Below are 25,275 nucleotides of genomic sequence, written 5' to 3'. Positions count from 1 at the left end.
TTGGGGCCCCGGGGCCCCACGGAACGCCCGCGCACGCTAAATTTCGGTCATGCCCCGTGGACGCCACCGCCATTCCCAGCCGCTGCACCGGATGATGCCGCCGCTGACCGTCGCAGGCATCGCGGCCTTCCTCGCCGCCCTCACCTTCGTCGCCGGTGATACGTGGCTGCTGCGGGGGCTCGCGGTCGCGATCGCGGTGGCCGCGGTGGCCGGGGCCTTCCTCGCGCGGCGCTGGGACCGCGCCGCCGGGCGCGAGGTCGCCGACCTGACCGCGCAGCGCGCGCGGGAGGAGTGGCGCACCGAGGAGAAGGTGGCCGAGCTGGAGACCGACCTGGAGGAGTCCAGGGAGATCCGCGGCCGCCTGGAGAAGAAGCTGCGCGGCAAGCGGGCGGAGCTGGCCCGGCTGCGCTCGGAGCACGCCGAGCTGCTGCGGCGGTACGCCACCGCCGAGAGCGAGCGGGCGCGGGCGCTGGAGGCGCGGCGGCGGTTGCAGCGCGAGGGCGCGGCCGCGCCGCGGATCGCGCTGGGCACCGGGGCGCCGGCGATCGGCCCCGCCGCCTACCTCAAGGCGGCCGCGGCGCTGCGGGACCTCGCGCGCAACGCTGCCACGCAGGAGGCGCAGCGGACCGTGGCCGACGCGCGGGTGCGGGACGCGGCGGCGCCGGACGAGCCGCAGGGCCGGCACGCGTCGGGGGCGCAGGCGCAGCCCGGACTGCCGGTCCGCGAGCACCGGTTGGTGCCCGCGGCGACGGCCGCGACCGTGCTGCCGTACGGGCGGCAGGGCCGGCCGGCGGCGGGGACGGGGAGCCGGGCGGTCGGCGGGTTCGACTTCTTCGGCACCCAGAAGTCGCTGCCCGCGGCGCGGATTCCCGCGCAGGGCGAGCCGGCCGCCGCGTCCGAGCCGGCCCCCGCGGCCGTGCCGACGGCCGTGTCCGCGGCCGGCCCCGAGCACGAGGTGGCCGCGGCCGAGGTGATCGACCTCACCGCGCACGACGACACCGAGCAGATCGACGTCAGCGACCTGCGGGGCGCCGCGCGCTGACGGCGGCGGGCGGCGGCCGCCCGGCGACCACAGCGACTACGGCGACTGCACGAGCTACTTGTCGATGTCGCCGACGACGAAGAACATCGAGCCGAGGATCGCGACCATGTCGGCCACGAGCGTGCCCGGCAGCAGCACGTTGAGCGCCTGGATGTTGTTGAACGACGCGGAGCGCAGCTTCAGCCGGTAGGGCGTCTTCTCGCCCTTGGACACCAGGTAGTAGCCGTTGAGGCCGAGCGGGTTCTCGGTCCAGGCGTAGGTGTGGCCCTCGGGAGCCTTGAGCACCTTCGGCAGCCGCTGGTTGACCGGGCCGGGCGGCAGCTCCGCGATCCGGTCCAGGCAGGCGTCGGCCAGCGCCAGCGCGTTGTGGGTCTGCGCGAGCAGCACCTCGAACCGGGCCAGGCAGTCGCCCTCGGTGCGGGTGGCGACCTCCAGGGCACCGGCCAACTCCCCGTAGGCCAGATACGGTTCGTCGCGCCGCAGGTCGAAGTCGACCCCGGAGGCGCGGGCGATCGGCCCGCTCACCCCGTACGCGTGCACGTCCGCGGGCGACAGCACGCCGACCCCGCGGGTGCGGCCGCGGAAGATCTCGTTGCCGAGCACCAGGTCGTCGAACCGGCCCATCCCGGCCCGCACCGCGGCCACAGCCTCCCGCGCCCGCCCGGTCCAGCCGTTCGGCAGGTCCTCCTTCAGGCCCCCGACGCGGTTGAACATGTAGTGCATCCGGCCGCCGGAGACCTCCTCCATCACGTGCTGCAACTCCTCGCGCTCGGTGAACGCGTAGAAGATCGGCGTGATCCCGCCCAGCTCCAGCGGGTAGGAGCCGAGGAACATCAGGTGGTTGAGCACCCGGTTCAGCTCGGCCAGCAGCGTACGCGTCCACACCGCGCGCTCGGGGACCTCCATGCCGAGCATCCGCTCCACCGCGAGGACCACGCCCAGTTCGTTGGAGAACGCCGACAGCCAGTCGTGCCGGTTCGCCAGCATGATGATCTGCCGGTAGTCCCGCGCCTCGAAGAGCTTCTCCGCGCCGCGGTGCATGTACCCGACGATCGGCTCCGCGGACCTGATCCGCTCCCCGTCCAACACGAGCCGCAACCGCAGCACCCCATGCGTCGAGGGGTGCTGCGGCCCGATGTTCAGCACCATGTCCGTGCCCTCGGCCGCCCCACCGACCCCGACCGTCGTCTCCGTCATGCCCCCATCCTCTCAGGGCCGCCCGGCAGCCCATGCCGGGTGGGGAGGGCGGGGGTGGGGGTGGTGAGCCAGAGGAAGTCGCCGAGGGCGCCGGGGGCGGTGAGTTCGGCGGCTTCGGTGGCGGTGGTGAGGGCGCGGACGTAGGCGGCGGGGTCGCGGGTGGCGAGGGCGAGCGGGGGGCGGGTGCCGTGGACGCCGAGGGCGTGGAGGGCGGCGCGCTGCGTGGTCAGGGTGCCCGGGAGGGCGTCCATCGCGACATGCGCGGTCAGGTCCATCGAGCCGTCGGGTACCGCGACGGCCTGGCGGCCGTCGCGGTACCCCGTCAGGGTGCCCAGCGGCGGGCGCTCCGCGGCGAGGTGGCCGTAGTCCACCGCCACCGCGTACCCCTCGGCGAGGCTGCCCGCCGCCCGTCGCCACGCCTCCTCCCGGCTGCGCCCGACCTCCGCGCGGCGCTCCGCCCCGGCCCGCCCGTCCAGCGGCCACCAGCGCTCCAGCCAGCGCAGGTCCTCGCCCGTCACGGGGGCGCCCAGGCGCTCTTCGCCGTCGCCGCGCCGTACCTCCACATACCGCAGGCGGCCGTCGGGTGACGGCGCGGCGACGGGCAGCGGAACATTGTCCAGCCACTCGTTGGCGAAGAGCAGCCCGTGCGCGCCCCGCGGCGGCTGATCGCACCAGGTGACGCGGGGGTCGAGGCCGTCCGGCCGGGCGGCGCGCTCGACGGCGTGGACCCGCACCCGGCCGGCGAGGGCGGGCGGCAGGGCGGCCAGTACCCCGGCGGCGAGTTCGCCCGCACCGGCCGCCATGTCGACGAAGTCGAGCCGCCCGGGGTGCCCGAGCACCGTGTCCACCCGGGCCAGCAACTCCGCCACGGCGCCCGCGAACAGGGCGGACGCGTGCACGGAGGTGCGGAAGTGGTCGGCGGGCCGCTCCCGGCGGAAGAAGCCGCCGGGGCCGTAGAGCGCCCGCTCCATCGCGTCCTGCCACGGCAGCCACTCGGAGCCGGGGTCGCCGCCGCGGCCCGGGCCGGTCGCCGGGCGGCCGGAATCGGTGGCGCTGCTCACATCGGAACCTTACCGACCCGTCCACACGTCGAAGAGCATGGGAGGTGTGTCGTCCGAGGCCGGTAAGGTGCCTGGCATACCACAGTCGAGGGAGTGGACAGCGGATGACTGCCGGAAACGACGGCACGCCGGAGAACGACGACCCGTTCGCGTATCTCTACCGGTCGGAGGGCGGCGAGCAGCCGGACCCGGCCGGCGGCCAGCCGGCACCCGGGCAGCCGGGCGTGCCCCGCACCTCCTACCACCAGGTGCAGCGGGTCGGTGAGCGCCGCCCGGCCACGGGCGGCTACGGCTACCCGCCGCAGGCCCCGCCCCAGCAGCAGGGCGGCGGCGGTTACGGCTACCCGCCGCAGGCGCCGTACGGCTACGACCAGGGCCAGCAGCAGTACGCCGGGCAGTACGCCGGCCCGACCGCGCAGTACCCGCAGGCGCAGGGCGGCGGCCACGCGCAGCCGCCCGGCCCGGGGCCGTACGACCCGCAGCAGGCCCCGCCCGGGGGCCGCAGGGGCGGTCCCGGCGGCCCGGACGGGGGCGGCGCCCCCAACCGCCGAGGGCTGCTGATCGCGGCCGTCGCCGTGGTCGCCGCCGTGGCGATCGGCATCGCCTTCGCGATGACCAACAGCTCGGGCGACGACAAGAAGCAGGCGGACGACAAGCCGACCGGCGCGGTCACCACCAGCAGCGCGCCCACCCAGTCCGCCTCGCCGTCCGCGAGCCCGACGACGTTCGACTCCAAGAAGGTCGACGCGTCCACGCTCCAGCTCAGCGGCGGCGCCGCCACCAGCACCGAGCACCCGGGCGCGAACGCGGCGGGCGGCACCTACGTCGACAGCATGGCCAACCAGGGCGCCACCGTGTCCTGGACGGTGGTCGTGCCGAAGGACGACAAGTACACGTTCTTCGTCAGCTACGCCAACGCCGGCTCCGACGCCACCTTGACCCTCGGTGTCAACGGCGAGGCCCGCAGCGGCGGGGTGAACCTGAAGAACTACGGCAACGCCACGGACTGGGCGAAGGCGTGGAACATGACGACCTTCAACTACGTGGACCTCAAGAAGGGCGCCAACGTCCTGACGATGTCCTGCACCCCGGACGACACCAACTGCGGCGTCAACCTCGACCAGGTGTGGCTCAAGGAGGGCCAGGTCACGAAGTAGGCGGCGCGCCCCGGCCGAACGCCCCGGCCGAAGGCCCCCGGCCGAACGCCTCGCGCCGAACCACCCCGGCTCACCCGGCCGGGGTGACCTCCACCTTCGGGAGCAGCTCGTCGTAGCCGGCCCGGTCGTACTCCCCGGCGGCCGGGGCGAGCACCGTGGCCGCCGACAGCGCGACCGCCCGGGCCAGCCGCTGCGGCCAGGCAAGCCCCTCCACCTGCCCGGAGAGCAGCCCGGCGACCGCCGAGTCGCCCGCGCCGGTGGGGTTGCCCGCCAGCCGGCCCGGCGGCAGCGCCCGCCACGCGCCCTCCTCGGTGACCGCGAGCATCCCGTCGGCGCCGAGCGACGCGGCCACCCCGCGGGCGCCGCGCCGCCGGGCGTCGTGGGCCGCGCGGGCGGGCTCGGAGAAGCCGGTCAGCCCGGTCAGCTCACCCGCGTTGGGCTTGATCAGGTCCGGGCGGGCGGCCAGCCCGCGACGCAGCGGCTCCCCGCTGGTGTCGAGCAGCACATAGACGCCCGCGGCGCGCGCCTCGCGGACCAGCTCCGCGTACGCGCCGACCGGCAGCCCCGGTGGCAGGCTCCCGCACAGCGCGACCGCCTCGGCGTCGGGGCCGGCCAGCAGCTCGCGGTAGACGTCGAGGAAGGACGCCCACTCGGCGGCGTCCACGGTCGGCCCCGGCTCGTTGAACATCGTGGTGTCCCCGGTGGCCGCGTCCACCACGCCGACCGTGCGCCGGGTGGCGCCGGCCACCGGCACCAGGGCGTCGGTGAGCCGGTCCGCGTACGGCACCTCGGCCAGGCCGCGGCGCAACTCCGCACCGGCCGGGCCGCCGACGAAGCCGGTGACGGTGGCGCGGTGGCCGAGCGCGGCCAGTACGCGGGCGACGTTCAGACCCTTGCCGCCCGGCCGCTCCACCGTCTCCGTCACCCGGTGGGTGGCGTGCGGTATCAGCGACGGGACCCGGTAGGTCACATCCAGGGCGCTGTTGAGCGTGACGGTGATGATCACCTGTTGATTTTGGCAAACGGACGGCGGTCGGCCCAGAGCGGGAGGGCCGCTTTTCCGCAGAAGTTGCCGACCAGGGGGTCCCCGGCGGGCGTACGGGCGGCCGCGCGCACGCCGTTACCGACGGTAGTGCGCGCGGCCGGGCCGGACCGGGGGCCGTACGCCATCAGGACAGCTCGGCGGCCGCGGCGGCGGGCGCGGTGTCGTCCAGCGGCAGCGCGACGACCCACTCGCCCTTGCGCATCACACCGACCACGTCGTACGCCGCGTCCAGCACCACCAGGTCCGCGTCCTTCCCCGGCGCCAGCGAACCGATCCGGTCCGACCGGCCCAGCAGCCGGGCCGGGTTGGCCGAGATCGCCCGCACCACGTCGGGCAGCGCCAGCCCGTCCACGGTGACCGCGCGCTTGAAGGCGGTGTCCAGCGTCAGCGTCGACCCGGCGATGGAGTCGCCCTCCACCAGCCGCGCCACCCCGTCCAGCACCTGCACCTTCAAGGGCCCCAGGTCGTACAGGCCGTCGCCGAAGCCGGCCGCGTCCATCGCGTCGGTGATGAACGCCACCCGGTCCGCGCCCGCGCTGCCGAAGGCGAGTTCGAGCACCGACGGGTGCAGGTGGGTGCCGTCGTTGATCAGCTCGACGGTGACCCGCTCGTCCTCCAGCAGCGCCGCGATCGGGCCGGGCTCGCGGTGCAGGAGCGGCGGCATCGCGTTGAACAGGTGGGTCGCCACCGTGGCGCCCGCGTCGATCGCCTGCCGGGTCTGCTCGTACCCGGCGTCGGTGTGGCCGATCGCGGCGATCACCCCGAGGTCGGCGAGCAGCCGCACCGACTCGACGCCGCCGGGCAGTTCGGTGGCGAGCGTCACCATGCGCGCGGCGCCGCGGGCCGCCTCGACGAGCTTGCGCACCGTCGCCGGGTCGGGGTCGCGCAGCAGCGTCTCGTCATGGGCGCCCTTGCGGCACGGCGAGATGAACGGGCCCTCGTAGTGGATGCCGGCCAGGTCGCCCTGCTCGACCAGCTCGGAGAGCAGCGCGGCCTGCCGGGCCAGCGTGTCGAGGTTCTCGGTGACGGTGGAGGCGACCAGGGTGGTGGTGCCGTGCGCGCGGTGCGTGCGCACGGCGGTGAGCACGTCCTCGGCGGTGCCCGAGGTGAAGGACGCGCCGCCGCCGCCGTGGTTGTGCAGGTCCACGAAGCCCGGGACGACCGTCCAGCCGCGCCCGGCCAGGTCGTGGGTGGCGGCCTCGGCCGGCTCGTCGGCGGCGATCCGGGCGCCGTCCACGGTGATCCGGCCGGCCTCCACCACGCCGGACGGCAGCACCACGCGGGCGCCCGCCAGGACGGTGCGCCCGGTCGTGGGCCGCGATGTCGTTTCGGGGGCCATCAGGCGGATACCTCCACGGAGATCAGGTCCCAGGCGAGAAGGCCCGCGCCCAGGCAGCCGGCGGTGTCACCCAGCGCGGCGGGGACGATGAGCGGGAGTTTCTGGAAGGTGACGCGCGCCTCGACGGCCGCCCGCAACGGGCCGAAGAGGGTGTCGCCGGACTCGGCGAGGCCGCCGCCGACGATCAGCACCCGCGGGTCGAGCAGGGTCAGCCCGGTGACCAGGCCGTCGGCCAGCGCGTCGACGGCCTCCTGCCAGACCGCAGCCGCCGCCGGGTCGCCGGCGTCGACGGCCTGCGCGCAGGCGGCGGCGTCCGCGGCCGGGTCGCCGCTGGCGGCCGCCCAAGTGCGGGAGACCGCGCCCGCGGACGCGTACGCCTCCAGGCAGCCACGCTGCCCGCAGCCGCACTCCCGGCCGCCGGGCCGGACCACGATGTGGCCGATCTCACCGGCGTAGCCGTGCGCGCCGGCCTCTATCCGGCCCTCGATGCCGATGGCGCCGGCGATGCCGGTGCCCAGCGGCAGGAACAGGAAGCGGTCGGCGCCGTCGCCCGCGCCGATCCGGCCCTCGGCGAGGCCGCCGGCGCGCACGTCGTGGTCGAGCGCCACGGGTACGCCGTCCAGCCGCTTCGAGAGCAGGTCGCGCAACGGCAGGTCCTGCCAGCCGAGGTTGGCGGCGTAGACGGCGACGCCCGCCTCGGCATCCACGATGCCGGGCACCACCACGCCCGCGGCCGCGGCGCTCTGCCCGTAGCTGGCGCGGCCGTGCGCGCGCAGGTCCGCGGCGAAGTCGAGGATCGCTTCCACCACGGCCTGCGGGCCGCGCTCACGGCCGGTCGGGCGGCGGTCCTGGTGCAGCAGCGTGCCGTCCGCGGCGACCAGCGCCGCCTTCATCCCGGTGCCGCCGACGTCGAGGGCGATGACATGTCTCACGGGCCCAGTCTCGCTTCTCACCCCGCTAGAGGTCTAGTCCACTCGGCCGGGAAGATCGATTCTCCCGAAAGTCACGGGCCGGCAATGCGGTCGGCGCGGGGCCGGTGCCGGGTCGGCGCGGGGGCGGAGCGTGGCCGGCGCGGGGTTGGCCCGGGGCCCGCCGTCAAAACGTTGTCACCCATGGTGTAGACCTTGGCTGAAGATATGCGGAAGACTCGGCACTTTCGCGGTGGCCCGGCCGGCCGCTCGCGGCGGCCCCCGCCGGCGAAGGCGCCGCGGCCCGAGTCTTTCCGGTCTTTCGAAGTCCCAAGGGTGGTAGGAACAGTGCAGCGGCGACGACTTCTCGGCCTCGCGGCCGGTCTCACTTCCGCGTTGGCCCTGACCGGGGTCAGCGCCTGCGGTGGTGGCACGGCGCAGGGCAAGGACGTGACGCTGCACCTGGTGGCCGCCGACTACGGCGACGCGAAGACCGACAACAGCTCGCTCGTGTACTGGAACGACATGGTGCGCGGCTTCGAGAAGCAGAACCCGCACATCAAGGTCGACGTGCAGGTGCTGAGCTGGACCGACGTGGACGACAAGGTCGCCGCCATGGTCAAGGCCGGCAACCCGCCGGACATCGCGCAGATGGGCTCGTACGCCGACTACGCCGCCAAGGGCCAGCTGTACAGCGCCGACCAGCTCTTCACGGTCAGCCAGCAGGCCGACTTCATCTCCTCGCTCGCCCAGGCCGGATCGGTCGCCCACACCCAGTACGGCCTGCCGTGGGCGTCCAGTTCGCGGATGTTCTTCTACAACAAGGGCCTGTTCAAGCAGGCGGGCATCGACCAGGCGCCGAAGACCTGGGCCGACCTGGCCGCCGACGCGAAGCTGCTCAAGGAGAACGGCGTCAAGGTCCCCTACGGCCTGCCGCTCGGCCCGGAGGAGTCGCAGGCGGAGTCCCTGATGTGGATGCTCGGCGCCAGCGGCGGCATCAGCGACTCCGTCGACAACTACACCTTCGACTCCGCCGAGAACGTCGAAGCCCTCACCTGGGTCAAGAAGAACCTGGTGGACGCGAAGCTGGTCGGCTCGAAGGACCCCGCCAAGACCAACCGGCAGGAGGTCTTCGACGACTTCCTGGCCGGCAAGGCGGGCATGATCAACGGCCACCCGACACTGCTGGCGCAGGCCCGCGCGCACGGCATCGACGTCGGGGTGGCCGCGCTGCCCGGCAAGGACGGCCCGAACGCCGACACCCTCGGCGTCGCCGACTGGGCGATGGCCTTCAAGAAGAAAGGTTCCCTCGACGCCGACCGCGCCTTCCTCCAGTACGTCTACCAGACCAAGAACACCGTCAAGTTCCTCGACGAGTACGGCCTGCTGCCGGTGACCACCAGCGCCTCCCAGGTCATGCAGGGCGAGAAGCGCGACGCCGACCTGGTGCAGTTCCTCGACCTGCTGCCGGACGCCGTCTTCTACCCGGTCGACAAGACCTCCTGGACGAAGGTGAACGACCGGATGAAGAAGGTCATCGGCAGCGCGGTGCACGGCGACCCGAAGACCGTACTGTCGCAGTTGCAGAACTACGCGGAGACGCAGGACGGGCAGGGGCTCACCTCCGAGTCGGAGTAGCGGAGCGGCCGGGCGGGCGGGTCAGCAGGCGAGGGGCGGCACAGTGGCCGAGGGCGAGGCGCAGGAGACGGGCGCGGCGGGGGCCGCGGATGCGGTGGGCGCTGCGGATGCGGCGGGCGCTGAGCTGTCCGCGCGGGACCTGGCGGTGCTGGAGCTGGCCGGGCGGAGCTGGAGCGGGCCCGGCCCGCGCGACCGGGCGATCCGGGAGCGGCTCGGCATCTCCCCGACGGCCTTCTTCCAGCTGCTCAACGCCCTCCTGGACGACCCCCGCGCGCTGCGCGCCGCCCCGGCCACCGTCAACCGCTGGCGCCGCACCCGGCAGCGGCACGCCGAGAACCGCTGACGCGGGCCCGGCTCTCCCCGCCCGAGCAGCCGCGTGAAACCGCCGGGCCGCTAGGCTCGGGGCATGGCTGCTGCGGAGACCTTCACCCCACGGACCGCCGAGGGCCGGGCGGGCCTGACCGCATTGCTCGCCGAGCCGGGCCGCGCGGTGGTCGCCCTGGACTTCGACGGCACCCTCGCCCCGATCGTGGCGGACCCGGAGCAGGCCCGGGCGCACCCGGGGGCGGCCGGCGCGCTGGCGCGGCTGGCCCCGCACCTGGCGGCTGCCGTCATCCTCACCGGCCGCCCGGCCGACGTGGCCGTGCGGTACGGCGGCTTCGCCGGGGTGCCGGGACTGGAGCACCTCGTGGTCCTCGGCCACTACGGCGCCGAGCGCTGGGACGCCCGCGGCGGCGAGGTGCACGCGCCGCCCGCGCCCGAAGGGGTCACCGCGGTGCGCGCCGAACTACCCGGCTTCCTCGCCGAGGTGGGGGAGTGGCCGGGCCTGTGGATCGAGGACAAGGGCGGCCGCGCGGTCGCCGTGCACACCCGCCGCACCGAGGACCCCGACGCCGCGTTCGAGGCGCTGCGCGCGCCGCTGGCCGAACTCGCCGCGCGGCACGGCCTGGTGGTCGAGCCCGGCCGCTACGTCCTGGAGCTGCGGCCACCCGGTGTCGACAAGGGGGTGGCGCTCACCGGCTTCCTGCGCGAGACCGGCGCGGGCAGCGTGCTCTACGCGGGCGACGACCTCGGCGACCTCGCCGCGTACGCCGCCGTCGGAGAGCTGCGCGCCCAGGGCACGCCGGGCCTGCTGGTGGCCAGCGCGGGCGCCGAGGAGACCCCCGCGGAGCTGCTGGCGCGAGCCGACCTGACCGTGGCGGGCCCGGCAGGCGTCGTCCACCTGCTGGAACACCTGGCCGACCAACTCGGCTGACCGGCCCCCACCAGGGCGCCCGCGGAACGAAAAGCGGTCAGCCGCCGATTGCCTGGAGCTGGTCGAGGAACCAGCGGCTGGGCGGCAGCGCGGTGGCTGCCGCGGCAAGCCGCTTGGAACGGTCGGCGCGTTCGGCCTCGGGGAGCGTCAGCGCTTCGTTGAGGGCGACGGCGGTCGCGCGGATGTCGTACGGATTGACCACGAAGGAGTCGTCGCCCAGCTCCTCGAAGGCGCCCGCCTCACGGGACAGCACCAGCGCCACCCCCTGGTCGGAGACGACCGGCACCTCCTTGGCGACCAGGTTCATCCCGTCCCGGATCGGGTTGACCAGCGCCACGTCGGCCAGCCGGTACGCCGCCAGGGAGCGGGCGAAGTCGTCGTCGACCTTGAGGATGACCGGCGTCCAGCCCGCGGTGCCGAACTCCTCGTTGACCGCCGCGGCCACCCGGGAGACCTCCTCGGTGTACTCCCGGTAGCTCGCCAGGTCCTGCCGCGAGGGGTAGGCGAACGCGACATGGACCACGCGCTCGCGCCAGCCGGGGTGCTCCACCAGCAGCCGCCGGTAGGCGTACAGCCCGCGCACGATGTTCTTCGACAGCTCGGTGCGGTCCACCCGCACGATCAGCCGCCGGCCGGGACCCGCCTCGGCCCGCAGCGCCGCCATCCGCTCGTCCACGTCGGGCCGCCGGGCGCGCTCGCGCAGGAACTCCGCGTCGGCGCCCAGACCGTGCACGCCGAGCCGGGTGGTGCGGCCCAGGTACGTCACCGAGCCGCCGTCCGCGGCCACCTCCGCGCCGAGCACGTCGGCACAGCACGCGGCGAAGGCGGCGGCCCAGCGGTGGGTGAGGAACCCGGCCCGGTCGGCGCCGAGGATGCCGGTGAGCAGGCGCGCGGCCACGTCGTCGGGCAGCAGGCGGAAGTAGTCCGGCGGGGCCCACGGGGTGTGCGAGAAGTGGCCGATCCGCAGGTCGGGGCGGCGCTCACGGAGCAGCGCGGGCACCAGCGCGAGGTGGTAGTCCTGCACGAGGACGGCGGCGCCCTCGGCCGCCTCCTGGGCGAGCGCGTCGGCGAACGCCTCGTTGTACGCCTCGTAGGCGGCCCAGCGGCCGTGGAACTCCTCGTCGAAGAGCGGCTCGAAGGGCGTCTGGTAGAGCAGGTGGTGCACGAACCACAGCACCGAGTTCGCGATGTCGTTGTACGCCGCGTGGAAGACCTCCGGGGGGATCGCGAGCATCCGCACCCCGGGCTCGGCGACCCCGCGGCGCACCGCCTCCCGGTCGCCGTCCGACAGCGCCGCGCACACCCACACGGCACCCGCGTCCGGGCCGATCGCGCTCAGCCCGGAGACGACCCCGCCGCCGCCCCTGCGGCTCCCCAGGCTGCCGTCGCCCTCCACGGTGTACGACACCGGGCCGCGGTTCGACGCGACCAGAATCCGGGCACCCTGCGAAGATCCCTCCATGCCCGCAGCTTTGCCGGTTGCCGCGCAGCTCAAACGTGCCGGCGGCACTCTTTGCCCGCGGCGGTGGCCCCCGGCGCCGCGCCTACGCCGCCTTGCGGGCGAGGTACTCCGGCAGGTCGGCCATCGGCGGGCGCTCCTCGGTGTCGACCGGGTGGGTGCGCGGTACGAAGGCGGAGCCGGCGCGGCCGAACTGCGTGAGGTGCGGGCGGACCAGCTGGCCGCGGGCGAGCCGGACCTGGGCGGTGCGGTAGATCGCGGCGGCCATCCGCCCGAGCGCCTGGCCGTCCTGGTGCCGGTGGTGCCGCACCCCGACGTCGACCTGCCCGAGCCCGTCGAGCCCGACGAGCCCCAACGCGTCGATCAGCATGCCGAGTTCGACGCCGTAGCCGACCGGGAAGGGCAGCCGCTCCAGCAGCGAGCGGCGGGCGGCGTACTCCCCGCCGAGCGGCTGGACGAAGCCGGCCAGCTGCGGCCAGTGCAGGTTGAGCAGCGGGCGGGCGACGAGTTCGGTGACCCGGCCGCCGCCGGCGGGCACCACGGTGCCGCCGGTCTCCAGCGGGCGGTCGTACATCGCCTTGACCAGCTGCACAGCGGGGTCGGTGAGCAGCGGCCCGACGATCCCGGAGACGAAACGGGCGTCGAACTCCCGCAGGTCGGCGTCGACGAAGCAGACGATCTCGCCGCGGGTGACCAGCAGCGACCGCCACAGCACCTCGCCCTTGCCGGGCAGGGCCGGCAGCCGGGGCAGGATCGCGTCCCGCCCGACCACGCGGGCCCCGGCCCCGGCGGCGACCGCGGCCGTGCGGTCGGTGGAGCCGGAGTCGACCACGACCACCTCGTCCACCAGCGGCGCCGCGGCGGACATCAGGTCGCGGCGGATCGCCGCCACGATCGCGCCGACGGTCGCCTCCTCGTCCAGCGCCGGCAGCACCACGCTGACCGTGCCCCGGTCGCCGGCCGCGCGCTTGGCGGCGAGCAGCAGGTCAAGCGGCCGCTGGGCGGCCGACCAGGACCGGCGGCGCAGCCAGCGCTCCACCTCGTCGAGCACGTGAGTCCTCTCCCTCGGCACGCCCCGGACCGGGCATGTGATCCATCTCGCGGTGCGGACGGCTACCTCAACCGTCACCTGTGTCGGTTACAGTCTTGAACAACGCGTGACGCCACCGCATGCCGGGGGCGTGACGCGCACAAACGCGACGGGCCCGGTCCGTACCGACCCGGTCGCCATACCGCTCATCCAGAGGGGCAGAGGGAACGGCCCGTAGAAGCCCCGGCAACCCTCCCGCCGACCGCGAGGTCACGCACGGTGGGGAAGGTGCCAATTCCGTCTCGTGACGCGCCCGCGTGCGAGGAAGATGAGGAGAAAGGGCCTCGCCTGTCATGGCTGCGCAAACCGTCGCAAGCACCACCGACTCCGCTGCCGGCACCCAGGGTGCCGACGCCGCCCCCGCACCGTTCGGCCCGGCCGCCGCGCTGTCCTGCCGGGAGTGCGGCACCCGCTACCCGCTGAGCCCGGTCTTCGCGTGCCTGGAGTGTTTCGGGCCACTGGAAGTGGCCTACGACCTGCCGACCGGTGACCCCGAGGCGCTGCGCGCCCGGATCGAGGCCGGCCCGACCAACATCTGGCGCTACGCCCCGCTGCTGCCGGTGCCCGCCGACGTCGCCGACAAGCCCAACCTGAACCCGGGCTGGACCAAGCTCGTCAAGGCCGACAACCTCGCCCGCGAACTGGGCATCACCGGCGGCCTGCACGTCAAGGACGACTCCGGCAACCCCACCCACTCCTTCAAGGACCGGGTGGTCGCGATCGCGCTGGAGGCCGCCCGCACCTTCGGCCTCACCACGCTGTCCTGCTCCTCCACCGGCAACCTGGCCGGCGCCGTCGGCGCCGCCGCCTCCCGGGCGGGCCTGCGCTCCTGCGTCTTCATCCCGCACGACCTGGAGGCCGGCAAGGTCGTGATGGCCGCGGTCTACGGCGGCGAACTCGTCGGCATCGAGGGCAGCTACGACGACGTGAACCGCTTCTGCTCGGAACTGATCGGCGACCCGATCGGCGAGGGCTGGGGCTTCGTCAACGTCAACCTGCGCCCGTACTACGGCGAGGGCTCCAAGACGCTCGCCTACGAGATCGCCGAGCAGCTCGGCTGGCGGCTGCCGGACAACCTGGTCATCCCGATCGCGTCCGGCTCCCAGCTCACCAAGATCGACAAGGGCCTCAAGGAGCTGATCGCGCTCGGCCTGGTCGAGGAGAAGCCGTACAAGATCTTCGGCGCCCAGGCCGAGGGGTGCTCCCCGGTGTCGACGGCCTTCAAGGCCGGGCACGACGTCGTACGGCCGGTGAAGCCCGACACCATCGCCAAGTCGCTGGCGATCGGCAACCCCGCGGACGGCCCGTACGTGCTGGACATCGCCCGGCGCACCGGCGGGGCCGTCGAGGACGTGGACGACGCGCAGATCGTGGACGCGATCAAGCTGCTGGCGCGGACCGAGGGCATCTTCGCGGAGACCGCGGGCGGGGTGACCGTCGGTGTGCTGAAGAAGCTGATCGAGTCCGGGCAGCTCGACCCGGCCACCGAGACCGTCGTGCTCAACACCGGCGACGGACTGAAGACCCTGGACGCGGTGGCGCCGACCACCGGGCCGACCGCGACCATCCGCCCGACCCTTGCCGCATTCCGAGAGGCTGGCCTCGCATGAGTGCTTCCGTACGTATCCCCACCATTCTCCGCACCTACACCGGCGGCCAGGCCGAGGTGCCGGCCGAGGGTGCCACCCTCGCCGAAGTGATCGACTCCCTGGAGCGCGATCACAAGGGAATTTCGGCGCGCGTGCTCGACGACGCGGGAAAGCTGCGCCGCTTTGTGAACGTGTATGTCAACGACGACGACGTGCGGTTTTCCCAGGGGCTCGAGACGGTCGTGCCGGACGGCGCGAGTGTCTCGATCATTCCCGCGGTCGCAGGCGGCTGAACCTCCGGCCGGCCACCGGATCTGCCCGCCGGTCGCCGAGTGAACCGGCCGCCGCCCAACGGGAGTTGGGCGGCGGTTCCGGATTCGGGCGGTTTGTGCCCCGTTCACCCCTTCGGGTGAGCGGGGCATGCGTGTGCCGAAGCGGTAGTTGAAGAGTTGTACAGTTGCCGTAGGCAATCCCGTGGCATGGACCCCAGGTGTGGCGCGGCCACGGCGATTTATCGCCAAATTCACGAGCGAATTCTCCTTTTCGTCCGCTATGTCCGGCCCGGCTTGCCCTGCCTTATCGTTATTTCTCAGGCGATTTCCGATGGGTCGCGCCCAGAATTCTCGTCCGATTGACCTGTTGCAGACGGCATCCGTGCAGATACATTCAGCCGCGGTCGACGCGTTCCGGCGCACGCCCCCCAGGGTTCCCACCTGTCAAAGGCACGGGTTCCGCGGGCGGGTGAGGTCTGACCCGGGCCCGCGAAGTGCGGGGCCGCGATAGGGCCAGCAATAGGGGAGTTAGGGATGGCTCAGGGCACCGTCAAGTGGTTCAACGCGGAGAAGGGCTACGGCTTCATCGCGGTCGACGGTGGTGCGGATGTCTTCGTCCACTACAGCGCGATCCAGATGGACGGGTACCGCACCCTCGAAGAAGGCCAGCGGGTCGAGTTCGAGATCTCGCAGGGTCAGAAGGGGCCGCAGGCGGACATGGTCCGCCTCGCCGGCTGACTTCACGGCGCGTTCGACCATCGACGCGACCTCGGCAGTACGCAGGAGCCGCCCCCCGTCCGCGGGAGGCGGCTCCTGTGCGTCCTGCGGGTGCCCAGCGGGCGTCTTGCGGGCGCCGCCGGGCGGGGGGCGACCCTGTACGCGGCTCGGCCCCCGGGGCGAACCGCTTGCACTCGCAGGGGGTGAGTGCTAATCATTGGCGTTAGCACTCTCCACGTGAGAGTGACAGCAGGGCCGGGTCGGTGAGGGCCGTGCGGACGTCGGGAAGGAACCGGCGGCCGGCGGGCCGTCCGTCGCGGGCACCACACGGTCCCGAGCGCAAACAACCCAGTCCGCGGAGGACACTTCACCATGGCCAAGATCATCGCGTTCGACGAGGAGGCACGGCGCGGCCTTGAGCGCGGGATGAACCAGCTCGCCGACGCCGTCAAGGTCACCCTCGGCCCCAAGGGCCGCAACGTGGTCCTCGAGAAGAAGTGGGGCGCTCCCACGATCACCAACGATGGTGTGTCCATCGCCAAGGAGATCGAGCTCGAGGACCCGTACGAGAAGATCGGCGCCGAGCTGGTCAAGGAAGTCGCGAAGAAGACCGACGACGTCGCCGGTGACGGCACGACGACCGCGACCGTCCTGGCCCAGGCCCTGGTCAAGGAGGGTCTGCGCAACGTAGCCGCCGGCGCCAACCCGATGGCCCTCAAGCGGGGCATCGAGAAGGCCGTCGAGGCCGTCTCCGCCGCGCTGCTGGAGCAGGCGAAGGACGTGGAGACCAAGGAGCAGATCGCCTCCACCGCCTCCATCTCCGCCGCCGACACCCAGATCGGCGAGCTGATCGCCGAGGCCATGGACAAGGTCGGCAAGGAAGGCGTCATCACCGTCGAGGAGTCGCAGACCTTCGGGCTCGAGCTCGAGCTCACCGAGGGCATGCGCTTCGACAAGGGCTTCATCTCCGCCTACTTCGCCACCGACCTGGAGCGGATGGAGGCGTCGCTCGACGACCCCTACATCCTGATCGTCAACTCCAAGATCTCCGCGGTGAAGGACCTGCTCCCGCTGCTGGAGAAGGTCATGCAGTCCGGCAAGCCGCTGCTGATCATCGCCGAGGACGTCGAGGGCGAGGCCCTGTCGACCCTGGTGGTCAACAAGATCCGCGGCACCTTCAAGTCCGTCGCCGTCAAGGCTCCGGGCTTCGGTGACCGCCGCAAGGCCATGCTCGGCGACATCGCCATCCTCACCGGTGGCACCGTCATCTCCGAAGAGGTCGGCCTCAAGCTGGAGAACGCGGGCCTGGACCTGCTGGGCCGCGCCCGCAAGGTCGTCATCACCAAGGACGAGACCACCATCGTCGACGGTGCCGGCGACAGCGAGCAGGTCGGCGGCCGGGTCAACCAGATCCGCGCCGAGATCGAGAACAGCGACTCGGACTACGACCGCGAGAAGCTCCAGGAGCGCCTGGCGAAGCTGGCCGGCGGCGTGGCCGTCATCAAGGCCGGTGCCGCCACCGAGGTCGAGCTCAAGGAGCGCAAGCACCGCATCGAGGACGCGGTGCGCAACGCCAAGGCCGCCGTCGAGGAGGGCATCGTCGCCGGTGGCGGCGTGGCCCTGCTCCAGGCGACCGCCGTCTTCGAGAAGCTGGAGCTGGAGGGTGACGAGGCGACCGGCGCTGCCGCCGTCAAGATCGCCCTGGAGGCCCCGCTGAAGCAGATCGCGGTCAACGCCGGCCTCGAAGGCGGTGTCGTGGTGGAGAAGGTGCGCAGCCTGACCCCCGGCCACGGCCTCAACGCGGCGAGCGGCGAGTACGTCGACCTGGTCGCCGAGGGCATCATCGACCCGGCGAAGGTGACGCGCTCCGCGCTGCAGAACGCGGCCTCCATCGCCGCGCTCTTCCTCACCACCGAGGCCGTCATCGCCGACAAGCCCGAGAAGGCGGCCGCTGCCGCCGCTCCGGGTGGCATGCCCGGCGGTGACATGGACTTCTGATCCTCAAGCGGTCAGCGTCCTTCGCACCACGACGGCGCCCCCTTCCCCACGCGGGGAAGGGGGCGCCGTCGCGTCCGGGCGCGGTGCCCCCGGGCGGGGTCAGCCCGCGAGCACGGCCTCGATCGCGGTGCGCAGCTCGGGGTCGTCCGGGGTGACACCCGGGCGGAAGCGGCCGACGACCCGGCCCGAGGAGTCCACGAGGAACTTCTCGAAGTTCCACTGCACGTCGCCCGCCTCGCCCGCGGTGTCCGCCCGGGCGGTCAGCGCGTCGTACACCGCGTGCCGGCCCGGGCCGTTGACCTCGATCTTGCCGGCCATCGGGAAGGTCACACCGTAGGTCGTGGAGCAGAACTCCGCGATCTCCTCGCTCGTCCCCGGCTCCTGGCCGCCGAACTGGTTGCAGGGGAACCCGACGACGGTGAACCCCCGTCCCGACAGCTCCTTGTGCAACTCCTCCAGCGCGCTGTACTGCGGGGTCAGCCCGCACTGACTCGCCACGTTGACCACCAGCGCGGCGCTGCCGCCGGTCAACTGCCCGAAGGTGCTCGCCTCGCCCGCCAACGTGGTCACGGCCACTTCATTGAGATCGCTCATGCCCCCATCATCCTCCCGGACCGGAGCCCGCCGGGGCCGGTACCGGCTTCAGGTCGCCGCGTCGAGCGCCTTGCGCAGGTGGCCGTTGGAGGCGGTGAGAAGGCTGGCCGCCTCGGCGGCGTCCACTTTCGCCAGGAGGGTGAGGATCGCCGGTTTCACCTCGCCGTCGGTCGCGCTGAGCGCCTCCTCGATCGCGGTGTCGGCGGCCCCGGTGGCCAGCGCGACGATCCGCCGCGAGCGCGCCCGCAGCTTCTCGTTGGACGCGCGGACGTCCACCATGAGGCTGCCGTAGGTCTTGCCGAGCCGGATCATCGTGATCGTCGAGAGCATGTTGAGCACGAGCTTCTGCGCGGTGCCGGCCTTCAACCGGGTGGAGCCGACCACGAGTTCGGGGCCCACCACGACCTCGATGCCGTGGTCGGCCGCCGCGGCCAGCGGCGAGCCGGCGTTGCAGGCCAGCCCGACGGTCAGCGCGCCGGCCCGCCGGGCGAACTCCACGGCGCCGATCGCGTACGGGGTGCGGCCGGACGCGGAGATCCCCACCACGCTGTCGGCCTCGGTCAGCGCCAGCGCGTCCAGGTCCGCCGCGGCCAGCTCCTTGCTGTCCTCGGCTCCTTCGACCGAGGTGACCATGGCCTCCGGGCCGCCCGCGATCAGACCGACCACCTCGCGTCCCGGCGTGGTGTTGAAGGTCGGCGGGCACTCGCTGGCGTCGAGCACGCCGAGCCGTCCGGCGGTGCCCGCGCCGGCGTAGACCAGCCGGCCGCCGCGGCCCATCCGGGCGGCGATCCCGTCGATGGCGGTGGCGATCTGCGGGAGCTGCCCGGCGACCGCGGCCGGCACGGTGAGGTCCTCCCCGTTCATGAGGCGTGCGATCTCCAGGGTGGAGCGCCGGTCGATCTCGGCGAGTTCGGGGCGGAACGCCTCGGTGGTGAGGGTGTCCAACTCCCGGCGCAGCGCGGTGTACTGGTCGGTCATGTGCGGCTCGTTCATCCTTCTCGGGTCGGCTCGTCGAGGACGTGCGGGCAGGCGGGGCGGTCGGTCGGTCGGACGGGTGGCCGGGCGCCGCCCGTCAACTGGGGCGCGGGGCGCGGTGGGTGTGCCGGTGGGCGAGTGCTTCGTAGGAGGCGGACAGCGCGGGCGCGGCGTCGTCGTACGTCCGTTGCGCGACGCCTATGAACAGGCAGTCCACCACGAGGAGTTGACTGGTACGGCTGGACATCGCGGCCGGCCGCAGCTCGCTCTCCCGGGAGCAGGAGGTGGTGAGCACCACGTCGGCGTACTGCGTGACCGGGCCGTCGGCGCGGCCGCTGATCGCGATGGTGGTGGCGCCGCGGTCGAAGGCGACCCGCAGCGGCTCGATCACGTCCTGCGTGGTGCCGGAGTGGGTGATGGCCAACGCCACGTCACCGGGCCGCAGTTGGACGGCGTTGGTGACCGCCAGGTGCGGGTCGGCGTGGGCGTGCGCGATCAGCCCGATCCGCAGCAGCTTCTGCGCCAGGTCCTGGCCGACCAGTCCCGAGGCGGCGATGCCGTAGATGTCGGTGCGTCGGGCGGCGGCCAACGCGACGACGGCTGCCTCCAGTTGGGAGGTGTCGAGCTGGGAGGCGGTGTCGGCGAGGGTCTGCTGCTCCTCCATCGCGAGCTTGGTGACCACGTCGCCGAGCGGGTCGTCGACGGCGATGTCGGCGGTGACCGCCGGGGCGGCGCCGGTGGCCTGGTGGGCGGCGAGCGCGGCGAGCGCCAGCCGCAGGTCGCGGTAGCCGGGGTAGCCGAGCAGGCGCGCGGTGCGCACCACGGTGGCCTCGCTCGTCCCGGTGCGGACCGCGAGGGCGGTGACGGTGAGGTGGGAGCAGCCGGCCGGGTCGCTCGCGACGGCCTCGGCGACGCGCTGCATGGAGCGGGTCATGGACGGCGCGAGGGTGCGGACCTTCGCGGCGAGGGCCCCCGGATCGGGAGCCGTGACAGATGCGGGCGCGCCGGGTACGCCCCGAAGGGCGCGGACGCTCGGGGAGAAAGTTTCCTTCACGCTGTAGGTCACCTGTTGAAAGGTATTTTCGGCGCCGCGGCCGCGTCAACCCTGCGTCGACCCCGTGTCGGCCCGTCGCGGGCCCGTCGTCGGCCCGCGGCGGCGGGCGGGGCGGGCCTGGACCGGTTGCACAATGGAACGATGGAAACCGTCCTCCACGACGCCCGCGCCCGCGTCCTCGCCGACCTCAGAGCCCGTGACGCCGCCGACGCCGAGGTGGTCTCGCTGCTGGAGGCCGCGCTCAGCAAGCGCCGCTGGTGGCTGGAGCAGTGGCCGCAGGGCGCGGAGTTCGTACCCGGCCTGCTGGCGCAGGACATGCAGGACGCGCTGCTGGAGACCCGCGGCCGGTGGCCGCTGTGCCCGCGGTGCGACGACCCGCACGCGCTGGCGGTGGAGCCCGAGTTGGGCGCGGACCCGCACTGGGTGTGCGAGGCCCGCGGCGAGGCGGTCGCCCCGGTCGGCGCGCTGGGCGGGTGAAGAGCGGATGACCGTGTACATCGACCCGCCGACCTGGCCGGGCCACGGCCGGGTCTGGTCGCACCTGGTGAGCGACCGCTCCTACGACGAGCTGCACGGGTTCGCCCGGCGGCTGGGCGCACCCGAGCGGGCGTTTGACCGGGACCACTACGACATCCCCGCGGCCAGTTACGAGGCGGCGGTGCGGCTCGGCGCCGTCCAGGTCGGCAGCAAGGAGCTGGTGCGGCGGCTGACGGCGGCGGGCCTGCGCCGCAGGAAGCCGCGCCCGCCCGGCCCGCGCCCGGCCCCCGGCGTGCCCGCCGAGCCCGGCCGCTGAGGTCCGCCGCTCCCGGACCAGGGGGCTTGTATGCTCCTCAAATTATCTTGACAATTAACAGGTTTGGCTGCGAAATTCACCACTGGTGACCCAGCGCGCTTCGGCGGCTACGGGTCGGCGTGGTGGGAGGCGCGGAGGGGGCTCCTCCCGCCGCGCGTCAATCTCCGCGCGTCAACCTCCGCGCGAGGTAGGGGGCGGTCCTGCTGCCCACCGCCGCGGCCACCTGCGCCGGCGGGCCGGCCGCCACCACCCGGCCGCCGTCGTCACCCGCGCCCGGTCCGAGGTCCAGCACCCAGTCCGCCCCGGCCACCACGCCCATGTCGTGCTCGACGACCACCACCGAGTTGCCCGCCGCGACCAGCCCGTGCAACTGCCGCATCAGCAGGTCGGTGTCGGCCGGGTGCAGGCCGGTCGTCGGCTCGTCCAGCAGGTAGAGGGTGTGGCCGCGCCGGGCGCGCTGCAACTCGGTGGCGAGCTTGATGCGTTGGGCCTCCCCGCCCGACAACTCCGTGGCGGGCTGGCCGAGACGCAGGTAGCCCAGGCCCACGTCGCGCAGCGTGCGCAGGCCGCGCTCGGCCGCGGGCACGTCCGCGAAGAACCTGGCCGCGGTGTCGACCGGCATGTCCAGCACCTGCGCGATGTTCCGCCCCCGGTAGGCGACCTCCAGGGTCTGCGGGTTGTAGCGGGCGCCGTGGCAGGTCGGGCAGGGCGCGTACGTACCGGGCAGGAAGAGCAGCTCGACCGCGACGAACCCCTCGCCCTGGCAGGTCTCGCAGCGCCCGGCCGCCACGTTGAACGAGAACCGGCCCGGGGTGTAGCCGCGGGCCCGCGCCTCGTCGGTGGCGGCGAAGACCCGGCGCACCGCGTCGAACAGCCCGGTGTACGTGGCCAGGTTGGAGCGCGGGGTGCGGCCGATCGGCCGCTGGTCCACGCGGACCAGGCGGTCGACCGCGTCGGCGCCCTCGACCGCCCGCACCCGTACCGCGTCTCGCGCGGAACCGCCGGCCCCGCCCTCCTCCCACGGCTCCCCGGCCCCCTCGTCGGCACCGTCCTCCGCGGCACCGTCCCCCTCGGCACCGGCCCCGTCGTCGGCGCCCTCCGCCGTGCCGTCCGGTGCCGGACGGGCCGTCACCACCTCCGCCAGCACCTGGCTGACCAGCGTCGACTTGCCCGAACCCGACACGCCCGTCACGGCGGTGAACACCCCCAGCGGTACGTCCACGTCGAGGTCGCGCAGGTTGTGCCGATCCACCCCGCGCAGCCGCAACCACCCGCCCGGCGCCCGCGGTTCACGCCCTGCCCCGCCGGGGGGCGTATCCGTGTCCCCGGCGCCGAAGAGGTACGGCCGGGTGGCCGACTCCCCGACCCCGGCCAGGCCCGGCACCGGGCCGCTGTACAGCACCCGCCCGCCGCGCTCGCCCGCACCCGGGCCCACGTCGACCACCCAGTCCGCGCGGCGCACCACGTCCATGTCGTGCTCCACCACGAACAGCGTGTTGCCCTCGGCCCGCAGCTGCTCCAGGACCGTCAGCAGCGGCTCGGTGTCCGCCGGGTGCAGCCCGGCCGACGGCTCGTCGAGCACGTAGACGACGCCGAACAGCCCGGCGCGCAACTGCGTGGCCAGCCGCAGCCGTTGCAGCTCGCCGGGGGAGAGGGTCGGCGCCGGGCGGTCCATGCCGAGATAGCCCAGGCCCAGACCGGTCAGCACCTCGATCCGCGCCACCAGGTCACGGGCGAGGGCCACCGCGGCCTCGGTGGCCTCGCCGGACACCGCCGACGCGGTCGCCGCGCCGGGCGCCGCCAGGCCCGCGGTGGCCCGCAGCACCCCGGCCAGCTCCGCCAGCGGCAGCGCGGCCAGTTCGGCGATGTCGCGCCCGGCGAAGGTGACCGCCAGCGCCTCCGGCCGCAGCCGCTTGCCCCCGCACACCGGGCACCGCGCGCTCACCAGATGGCGCTGCACCCGCCGCCGGGTCGCCGGGCTCTTCGACTCCGAGAACGCGCGCATCACATAGCGGCGCGCGCTCATGAACCGCCCCTCGTACGGGCGTTGGATACGCCCGGCCTCGCGCACCGGGTGCACCGTCACCACCGGCTGCTCGTCGGTGAACAGCAGCCAGTCCCGGTCCGCCTGCGGCAGCTCCCGCCACGGGCGGTCGATGTCGTAGCCGAGCGCGTCCACCACGTCGCGCAGGTTCTTGCCCTGCCAGGCGCCCGGCCAGGCCGCAATCGCGTGCTCGCGGATGCTCAGCGACGGGTCGGGGACGAGCGAGGACTCGGTGACCCGGTGCACCCGGCCCAGACCGTGGCACTCCGGGCAGGCGCCGACCGCGGTGTTCGGCGAGAAGGCGTCGGAGTCCAGCCGTTCGGCGGTGCCCGGCGGATAGCTGCCGGCGCGGGAGAAGAGCATCCGCAGCAGGTTCGACAGCGTGGTGACGGTGCCGACCGACGAACGGGAGGTGGGCGCGCCGCGCCGCTGCTGGAGCGCGACGGCCGGCGGCAGCCCGCTGACCTCCTCCACCTTCGGCGCGCCCACCTGCTGGATCAGCCGCCGGGCGTAGGGCGCGACCGACTCGAAGTACCGCCGCTGGGCCTCGGCGTAGAGGGTGCCGAACGCCAGCGAGGACTTGCCGGACCCGGACACGCCGGTGAAGACGGTCAGCGCGTCGCGGGGCACGTCGACGTCGACGCCGTCGAGGTTGTGCACCCGGGCGCCCCTGACGCGTACGAACCGGTCCGCGGCGCCGCCGTGATCACTGCCCACCGGTCCACTCTCCCACCGGCGCCCGGCCTCGGCATGTCCGGCCCCGGCACGTCAGGCCCTGCGCCGTACGGTCACCCGGCGGCGCGTGACGGCTCGGGCAGCAGCAGGCCGAGGGCCAGGGCGACCGGGGGGACGACGAGCAGCGCGGTCAGCGCGCCGCGCGGCCCGTGTGCGTCGGCGACGAGCCCGAGCAGCGGGGAGAGCAGGCCGCCGACGCTGACCCCGAGCCCGAGGGTCACCCCGGCCGCGGTGCCCGGGCGGGTGGGCAGGTAGTCCTGGCCGAGCTTGACCAGCACGGCGAACGGCAGGTTGAGGCAGACCCCGGTGAGGACCGCGAAGAGCAGCGGCGCGACGCTGCCCGGGGCCAGCAGCAGCCCGGCCAGCATCGGCAGCGCGAGCGCGCCGCCCGCCTGCACGGTGCGGACCATGCCGATCCGGTCCGCGAGCCGCCCGCCCAGCAGGGTGCCGCCGACCCCGCCGGCCAGGAAGCCGGTGAGCGCGGCCCCGGCCAGGCCGCGGGAGGCGTGCAGATGCCTGATCCAGTACAGCTCGATGAAGGTGTTCACCCCGAAGAAGGCCACCGAGCGCACCACTTCGACGCAGGTCAGCGCGGCGAACGGCCCCCACCGGTCCACCCCGCCGCCGCTCGCGGCCGACGCGGACGGGGCCCGGCGGGCGCGGTGGCGCAGCAGGACGTACCCGGTGAGGACGGCGGGCGGGATGAACAGGGCGGTGGCGCCGACGCCCCACGCGATCAGCGCGGGGGTGGCGAGGACCGGCGCGAGGAAGAAGCCGACGCTGCCGCCCGCCGCGAAGACGCTCATCGCGGCGGCGCTGTCCCCCGCGTCCTCCCGCGCGGACTTCCCCGCGGCCGGGTGGAACATGGCGATGCCGAGCCCGGACAGCATGATCAGGCACCACACGGCGGCGTACGAGGGCACGACGCCGGACAGGCCCAGCGCGATCCCGGCGAGCGCCACTCCGGCGCCCGCGAGCCAGCCCAGCCGCATCCGGTCCACGGCCAGCCCGATGAACGGCTGCGGCACCGAACTGCCCAGGGTGGCGGCGAGGGTGAGGCCGGACGCGGCGACGTAGCCGTAGTGCCGGTCCAGCACGAAATACGGCACGGTCGCGGGGACCAGGCCCTGGTAGAGGTCGTCGACGGCGTGCGCGACGCCCCACAGCCGCATCCGCTGCCAGGTCGTACGGGCCGGGGCCGCGGCCTCGGCCGGGGCGGGGGCCGGGGGACCGGAGGAGTCCGGTCGGGGGTCTGCCGTATCGGCACTTCGGGTCATACCGGCAGCCTGCCGAGCGGCGGGCACGGTCGGCTA

General features: G+C 73.9%; 23 protein-coding genes and 1 riboswitch. Of the genes, 11 read left to right on the top strand and 12 right to left on the bottom strand.

The window, feature by feature from the left end; genetic code table 11:
* Positions 1-49 precede the first annotated feature (49 nt).
* Positions 50-1,042: a hypothetical protein gene (locus AC3EVP_RS10515; protein ID WP_435128365.1), complete on the top strand. Its 993-nt coding sequence runs from the start codon at positions 50-52 to the stop codon at positions 1,040-1,042.
* A gap of 54 nt (positions 1,043-1,096) precedes the next feature.
* On the opposite strand, the gene AC3EVP_RS10510 is transcribed toward AC3EVP_RS10515, so the two are convergent.
* Together AC3EVP_RS10510 and AC3EVP_RS10505 are read right to left on the bottom strand one after the other, a co-directional pair.
* Positions 1,097-2,239 (bottom strand): NADH-quinone oxidoreductase subunit D, encoded by a 1,143-nt coding sequence (locus AC3EVP_RS10510; RefSeq protein WP_335970712.1) that lies wholly within the window; start codon positions 2,237-2,239, stop codon positions 1,097-1,099.
* Positions 2,236-3,210, bottom strand: coding sequence for an SAM-dependent methyltransferase (locus AC3EVP_RS10505; protein WP_435128871.1), 975 nt, complete (start codon positions 3,208-3,210; stop codon positions 2,236-2,238). Before AC3EVP_RS10505 ends, AC3EVP_RS10510 begins: the two co-directional genes overlap by 4 nt.
* A gap of 194 nt (positions 3,211-3,404) precedes the next feature.
* On the opposite strand from AC3EVP_RS10505, the gene AC3EVP_RS10500 reads away from it, so the two are divergent.
* The gene (locus AC3EVP_RS10500) at positions 3,405-4,457 is read left to right on the top strand and encodes a carbohydrate-binding protein (protein ID WP_335970718.1); all 1,053 of its coding nucleotides are present in this window, start codon (positions 3,405-3,407) and stop codon (positions 4,455-4,457) included.
* 70 nt (positions 4,458-4,527) lie between these two features.
* Here AC3EVP_RS10500 and AC3EVP_RS10495 read toward each other — a convergent pair whose 3' ends face one another.
* From AC3EVP_RS10495 to AC3EVP_RS10485, 3 genes are all read right to left on the bottom strand, one after another.
* The gene (locus tag AC3EVP_RS10495; RefSeq protein ID WP_335970720.1) at positions 4,528-5,463 is read right to left on the bottom strand and encodes a 1-phosphofructokinase family hexose kinase; all 936 of its coding nucleotides are present in this window, start codon (positions 5,461-5,463) and stop codon (positions 4,528-4,530) included.
* A gap of 163 nt (positions 5,464-5,626) precedes the next feature.
* Positions 5,627-6,841: an N-acetylglucosamine-6-phosphate deacetylase gene (gene nagA, locus AC3EVP_RS10490; protein ID WP_335970722.1), complete on the bottom strand. Its 1,215-nt coding sequence runs from the start codon at positions 6,839-6,841 to the stop codon at positions 5,627-5,629.
* Positions 6,841-7,773 carry an ROK family protein gene (locus AC3EVP_RS10485; protein WP_335970724.1) on the bottom strand — a complete coding sequence of 311 codons (933 nt, stop codon included), beginning with the start codon at positions 7,771-7,773 and terminating at the stop codon, positions 6,841-6,843. The genes nagA and AC3EVP_RS10485 overlap by 1 nt, the downstream gene beginning before the upstream one ends.
* 372 nt (positions 7,774-8,145) lie before the next feature.
* On the opposite strand from AC3EVP_RS10485, the gene AC3EVP_RS10480 reads away from it, so the two are divergent.
* The 3 genes from AC3EVP_RS10480 (at position 8,146) to otsB (ending at position 10,642) form a co-directional block, all read left to right on the top strand.
* Entirely contained in the window at positions 8,146-9,387 is a 1,242-nt protein-coding gene (locus AC3EVP_RS10480; protein WP_435128358.1) for an ABC transporter substrate-binding protein, read from the top strand.
* 43 nt (positions 9,388-9,430) lie between these two features.
* On the top strand, positions 9,431-9,730 hold the full coding sequence (locus AC3EVP_RS10475) for a DUF3263 domain-containing protein (protein WP_435128355.1): 300 nt from the start codon (positions 9,431-9,433) through the stop codon (positions 9,728-9,730).
* Positions 9,731-9,793: 63 nt separating this feature from the next.
* Positions 9,794-10,642 (top strand): trehalose-phosphatase, encoded by an 849-nt coding sequence (gene otsB / locus AC3EVP_RS10470; RefSeq protein ID WP_435128351.1) that lies wholly within the window; start codon positions 9,794-9,796, stop codon positions 10,640-10,642.
* Positions 10,643-10,679: 37 nt separating this feature from the next.
* Here otsB and AC3EVP_RS10465 read toward each other — a convergent pair whose 3' ends face one another.
* Together AC3EVP_RS10465 and AC3EVP_RS10460 are read right to left on the bottom strand one after the other, a co-directional pair.
* Positions 10,680-12,104 (bottom strand): alpha,alpha-trehalose-phosphate synthase (UDP-forming), encoded by a 1,425-nt coding sequence (locus AC3EVP_RS10465; RefSeq protein ID WP_435128348.1) that lies wholly within the window; start codon positions 12,102-12,104, stop codon positions 10,680-10,682.
* Between the two features lie 82 nt (positions 12,105-12,186).
* Complete coding sequence (locus AC3EVP_RS10460; protein ID WP_435128345.1) at positions 12,187-13,152, bottom strand: glucosyl-3-phosphoglycerate synthase; 966 nt, start codon at positions 13,150-13,152, stop codon at positions 12,187-12,189.
* A 182-nt stretch (positions 13,153-13,334) separates the two neighbouring features.
* A riboswitch (SAM riboswitch) is annotated at positions 13,335-13,466 on the top strand.
* A gap of 18 nt (positions 13,467-13,484) precedes the next feature.
* Here AC3EVP_RS10460 and thrC point away from each other — a divergent pair.
* The 4 genes from thrC (at position 13,485) to groL (ending at position 17,767) form a co-directional block, all read left to right on the top strand.
* Positions 13,485-14,801, top strand: a complete 1,317-nt coding sequence (thrC, locus tag AC3EVP_RS10455) for a threonine synthase (protein WP_435128342.1) — start codon at positions 13,485-13,487, stop codon at positions 14,799-14,801.
* The gene (locus tag AC3EVP_RS10450) at positions 14,798-15,073 is read left to right on the top strand and encodes a ubiquitin-like small modifier protein 1 (RefSeq protein WP_335970735.1); all 276 of its coding nucleotides are present in this window, start codon (positions 14,798-14,800) and stop codon (positions 15,071-15,073) included. The genes thrC and AC3EVP_RS10450 overlap by 4 nt, the downstream gene beginning before the upstream one ends.
* Before the next feature lie 513 nt (positions 15,074-15,586).
* Positions 15,587-15,790, top strand: a complete 204-nt coding sequence (locus AC3EVP_RS10445; RefSeq protein ID WP_009339379.1) for a cold-shock protein — start codon at positions 15,587-15,589, stop codon at positions 15,788-15,790.
* A gap of 351 nt (positions 15,791-16,141) precedes the next feature.
* A complete protein-coding gene (gene groL, locus AC3EVP_RS10440) occupies positions 16,142-17,767 on the top strand; it encodes a chaperonin GroEL (protein WP_335970740.1) in 1,626 nt (541 codons plus the stop codon).
* A gap of 99 nt (positions 17,768-17,866) precedes the next feature.
* Here the strand turns inward: groL and AC3EVP_RS10435 are convergent, their stop codons facing one another.
* From AC3EVP_RS10435 to AC3EVP_RS10425, 3 genes are all read right to left on the bottom strand, one after another.
* On the bottom strand, positions 17,867-18,361 hold the full coding sequence (locus tag AC3EVP_RS10435; protein WP_335970742.1) for a glutathione peroxidase: 495 nt from the start codon (positions 18,359-18,361) through the stop codon (positions 17,867-17,869).
* 48 nt (positions 18,362-18,409) lie between these two features.
* On the bottom strand, positions 18,410-19,339 hold the full coding sequence (murQ, locus tag AC3EVP_RS10430) for an N-acetylmuramic acid 6-phosphate etherase (RefSeq protein WP_435128336.1): 930 nt from the start codon (positions 19,337-19,339) through the stop codon (positions 18,410-18,412).
* A gap of 94 nt (positions 19,340-19,433) precedes the next feature.
* Complete coding sequence (locus tag AC3EVP_RS10425; RefSeq protein WP_335970745.1) at positions 19,434-20,402, bottom strand: MurR/RpiR family transcriptional regulator; 969 nt, start codon at positions 20,400-20,402, stop codon at positions 19,434-19,436.
* Positions 20,403-20,531: 129 nt separating this feature from the next.
* On the opposite strand from AC3EVP_RS10425, the gene AC3EVP_RS10420 reads away from it, so the two are divergent.
* Together AC3EVP_RS10420 and AC3EVP_RS10415 are read left to right on the top strand one after the other, a co-directional pair.
* Positions 20,532-20,867 (top strand): hypothetical protein, encoded by a 336-nt coding sequence (locus AC3EVP_RS10420; RefSeq protein ID WP_335970747.1) that lies wholly within the window; start codon positions 20,532-20,534, stop codon positions 20,865-20,867.
* Between the two features lie 7 nt (positions 20,868-20,874).
* Positions 20,875-21,183 carry a DUF4031 domain-containing protein gene (locus AC3EVP_RS10415; protein WP_335970749.1) on the top strand — a complete coding sequence of 103 codons (309 nt, stop codon included), beginning with the start codon at positions 20,875-20,877 and terminating at the stop codon, positions 21,181-21,183.
* Positions 21,184-21,340: 157 nt separating this feature from the next.
* Here the strand turns inward: AC3EVP_RS10415 and AC3EVP_RS10410 are convergent, their stop codons facing one another.
* Entirely contained in the window at positions 21,341-23,944 is a 2,604-nt protein-coding gene (locus tag AC3EVP_RS10410; protein ID WP_435128331.1) for an excinuclease ABC subunit UvrA, read from the bottom strand.
* 71 nt (positions 23,945-24,015) lie between these two features.
* The gene (locus AC3EVP_RS10405) at positions 24,016-25,239 is read right to left on the bottom strand and encodes an MFS transporter (protein WP_435128328.1); all 1,224 of its coding nucleotides are present in this window, start codon (positions 25,237-25,239) and stop codon (positions 24,016-24,018) included.
* Positions 25,240-25,275: the final 36 nt, after the last annotated feature.

It is taken from the genome of Actinacidiphila sp. bgisy144 (assembly GCF_057708105.1).
Note: the sequence above shows the minus strand (reverse complement) of the source record. Positions and strands in the feature narration are given on the sequence as shown.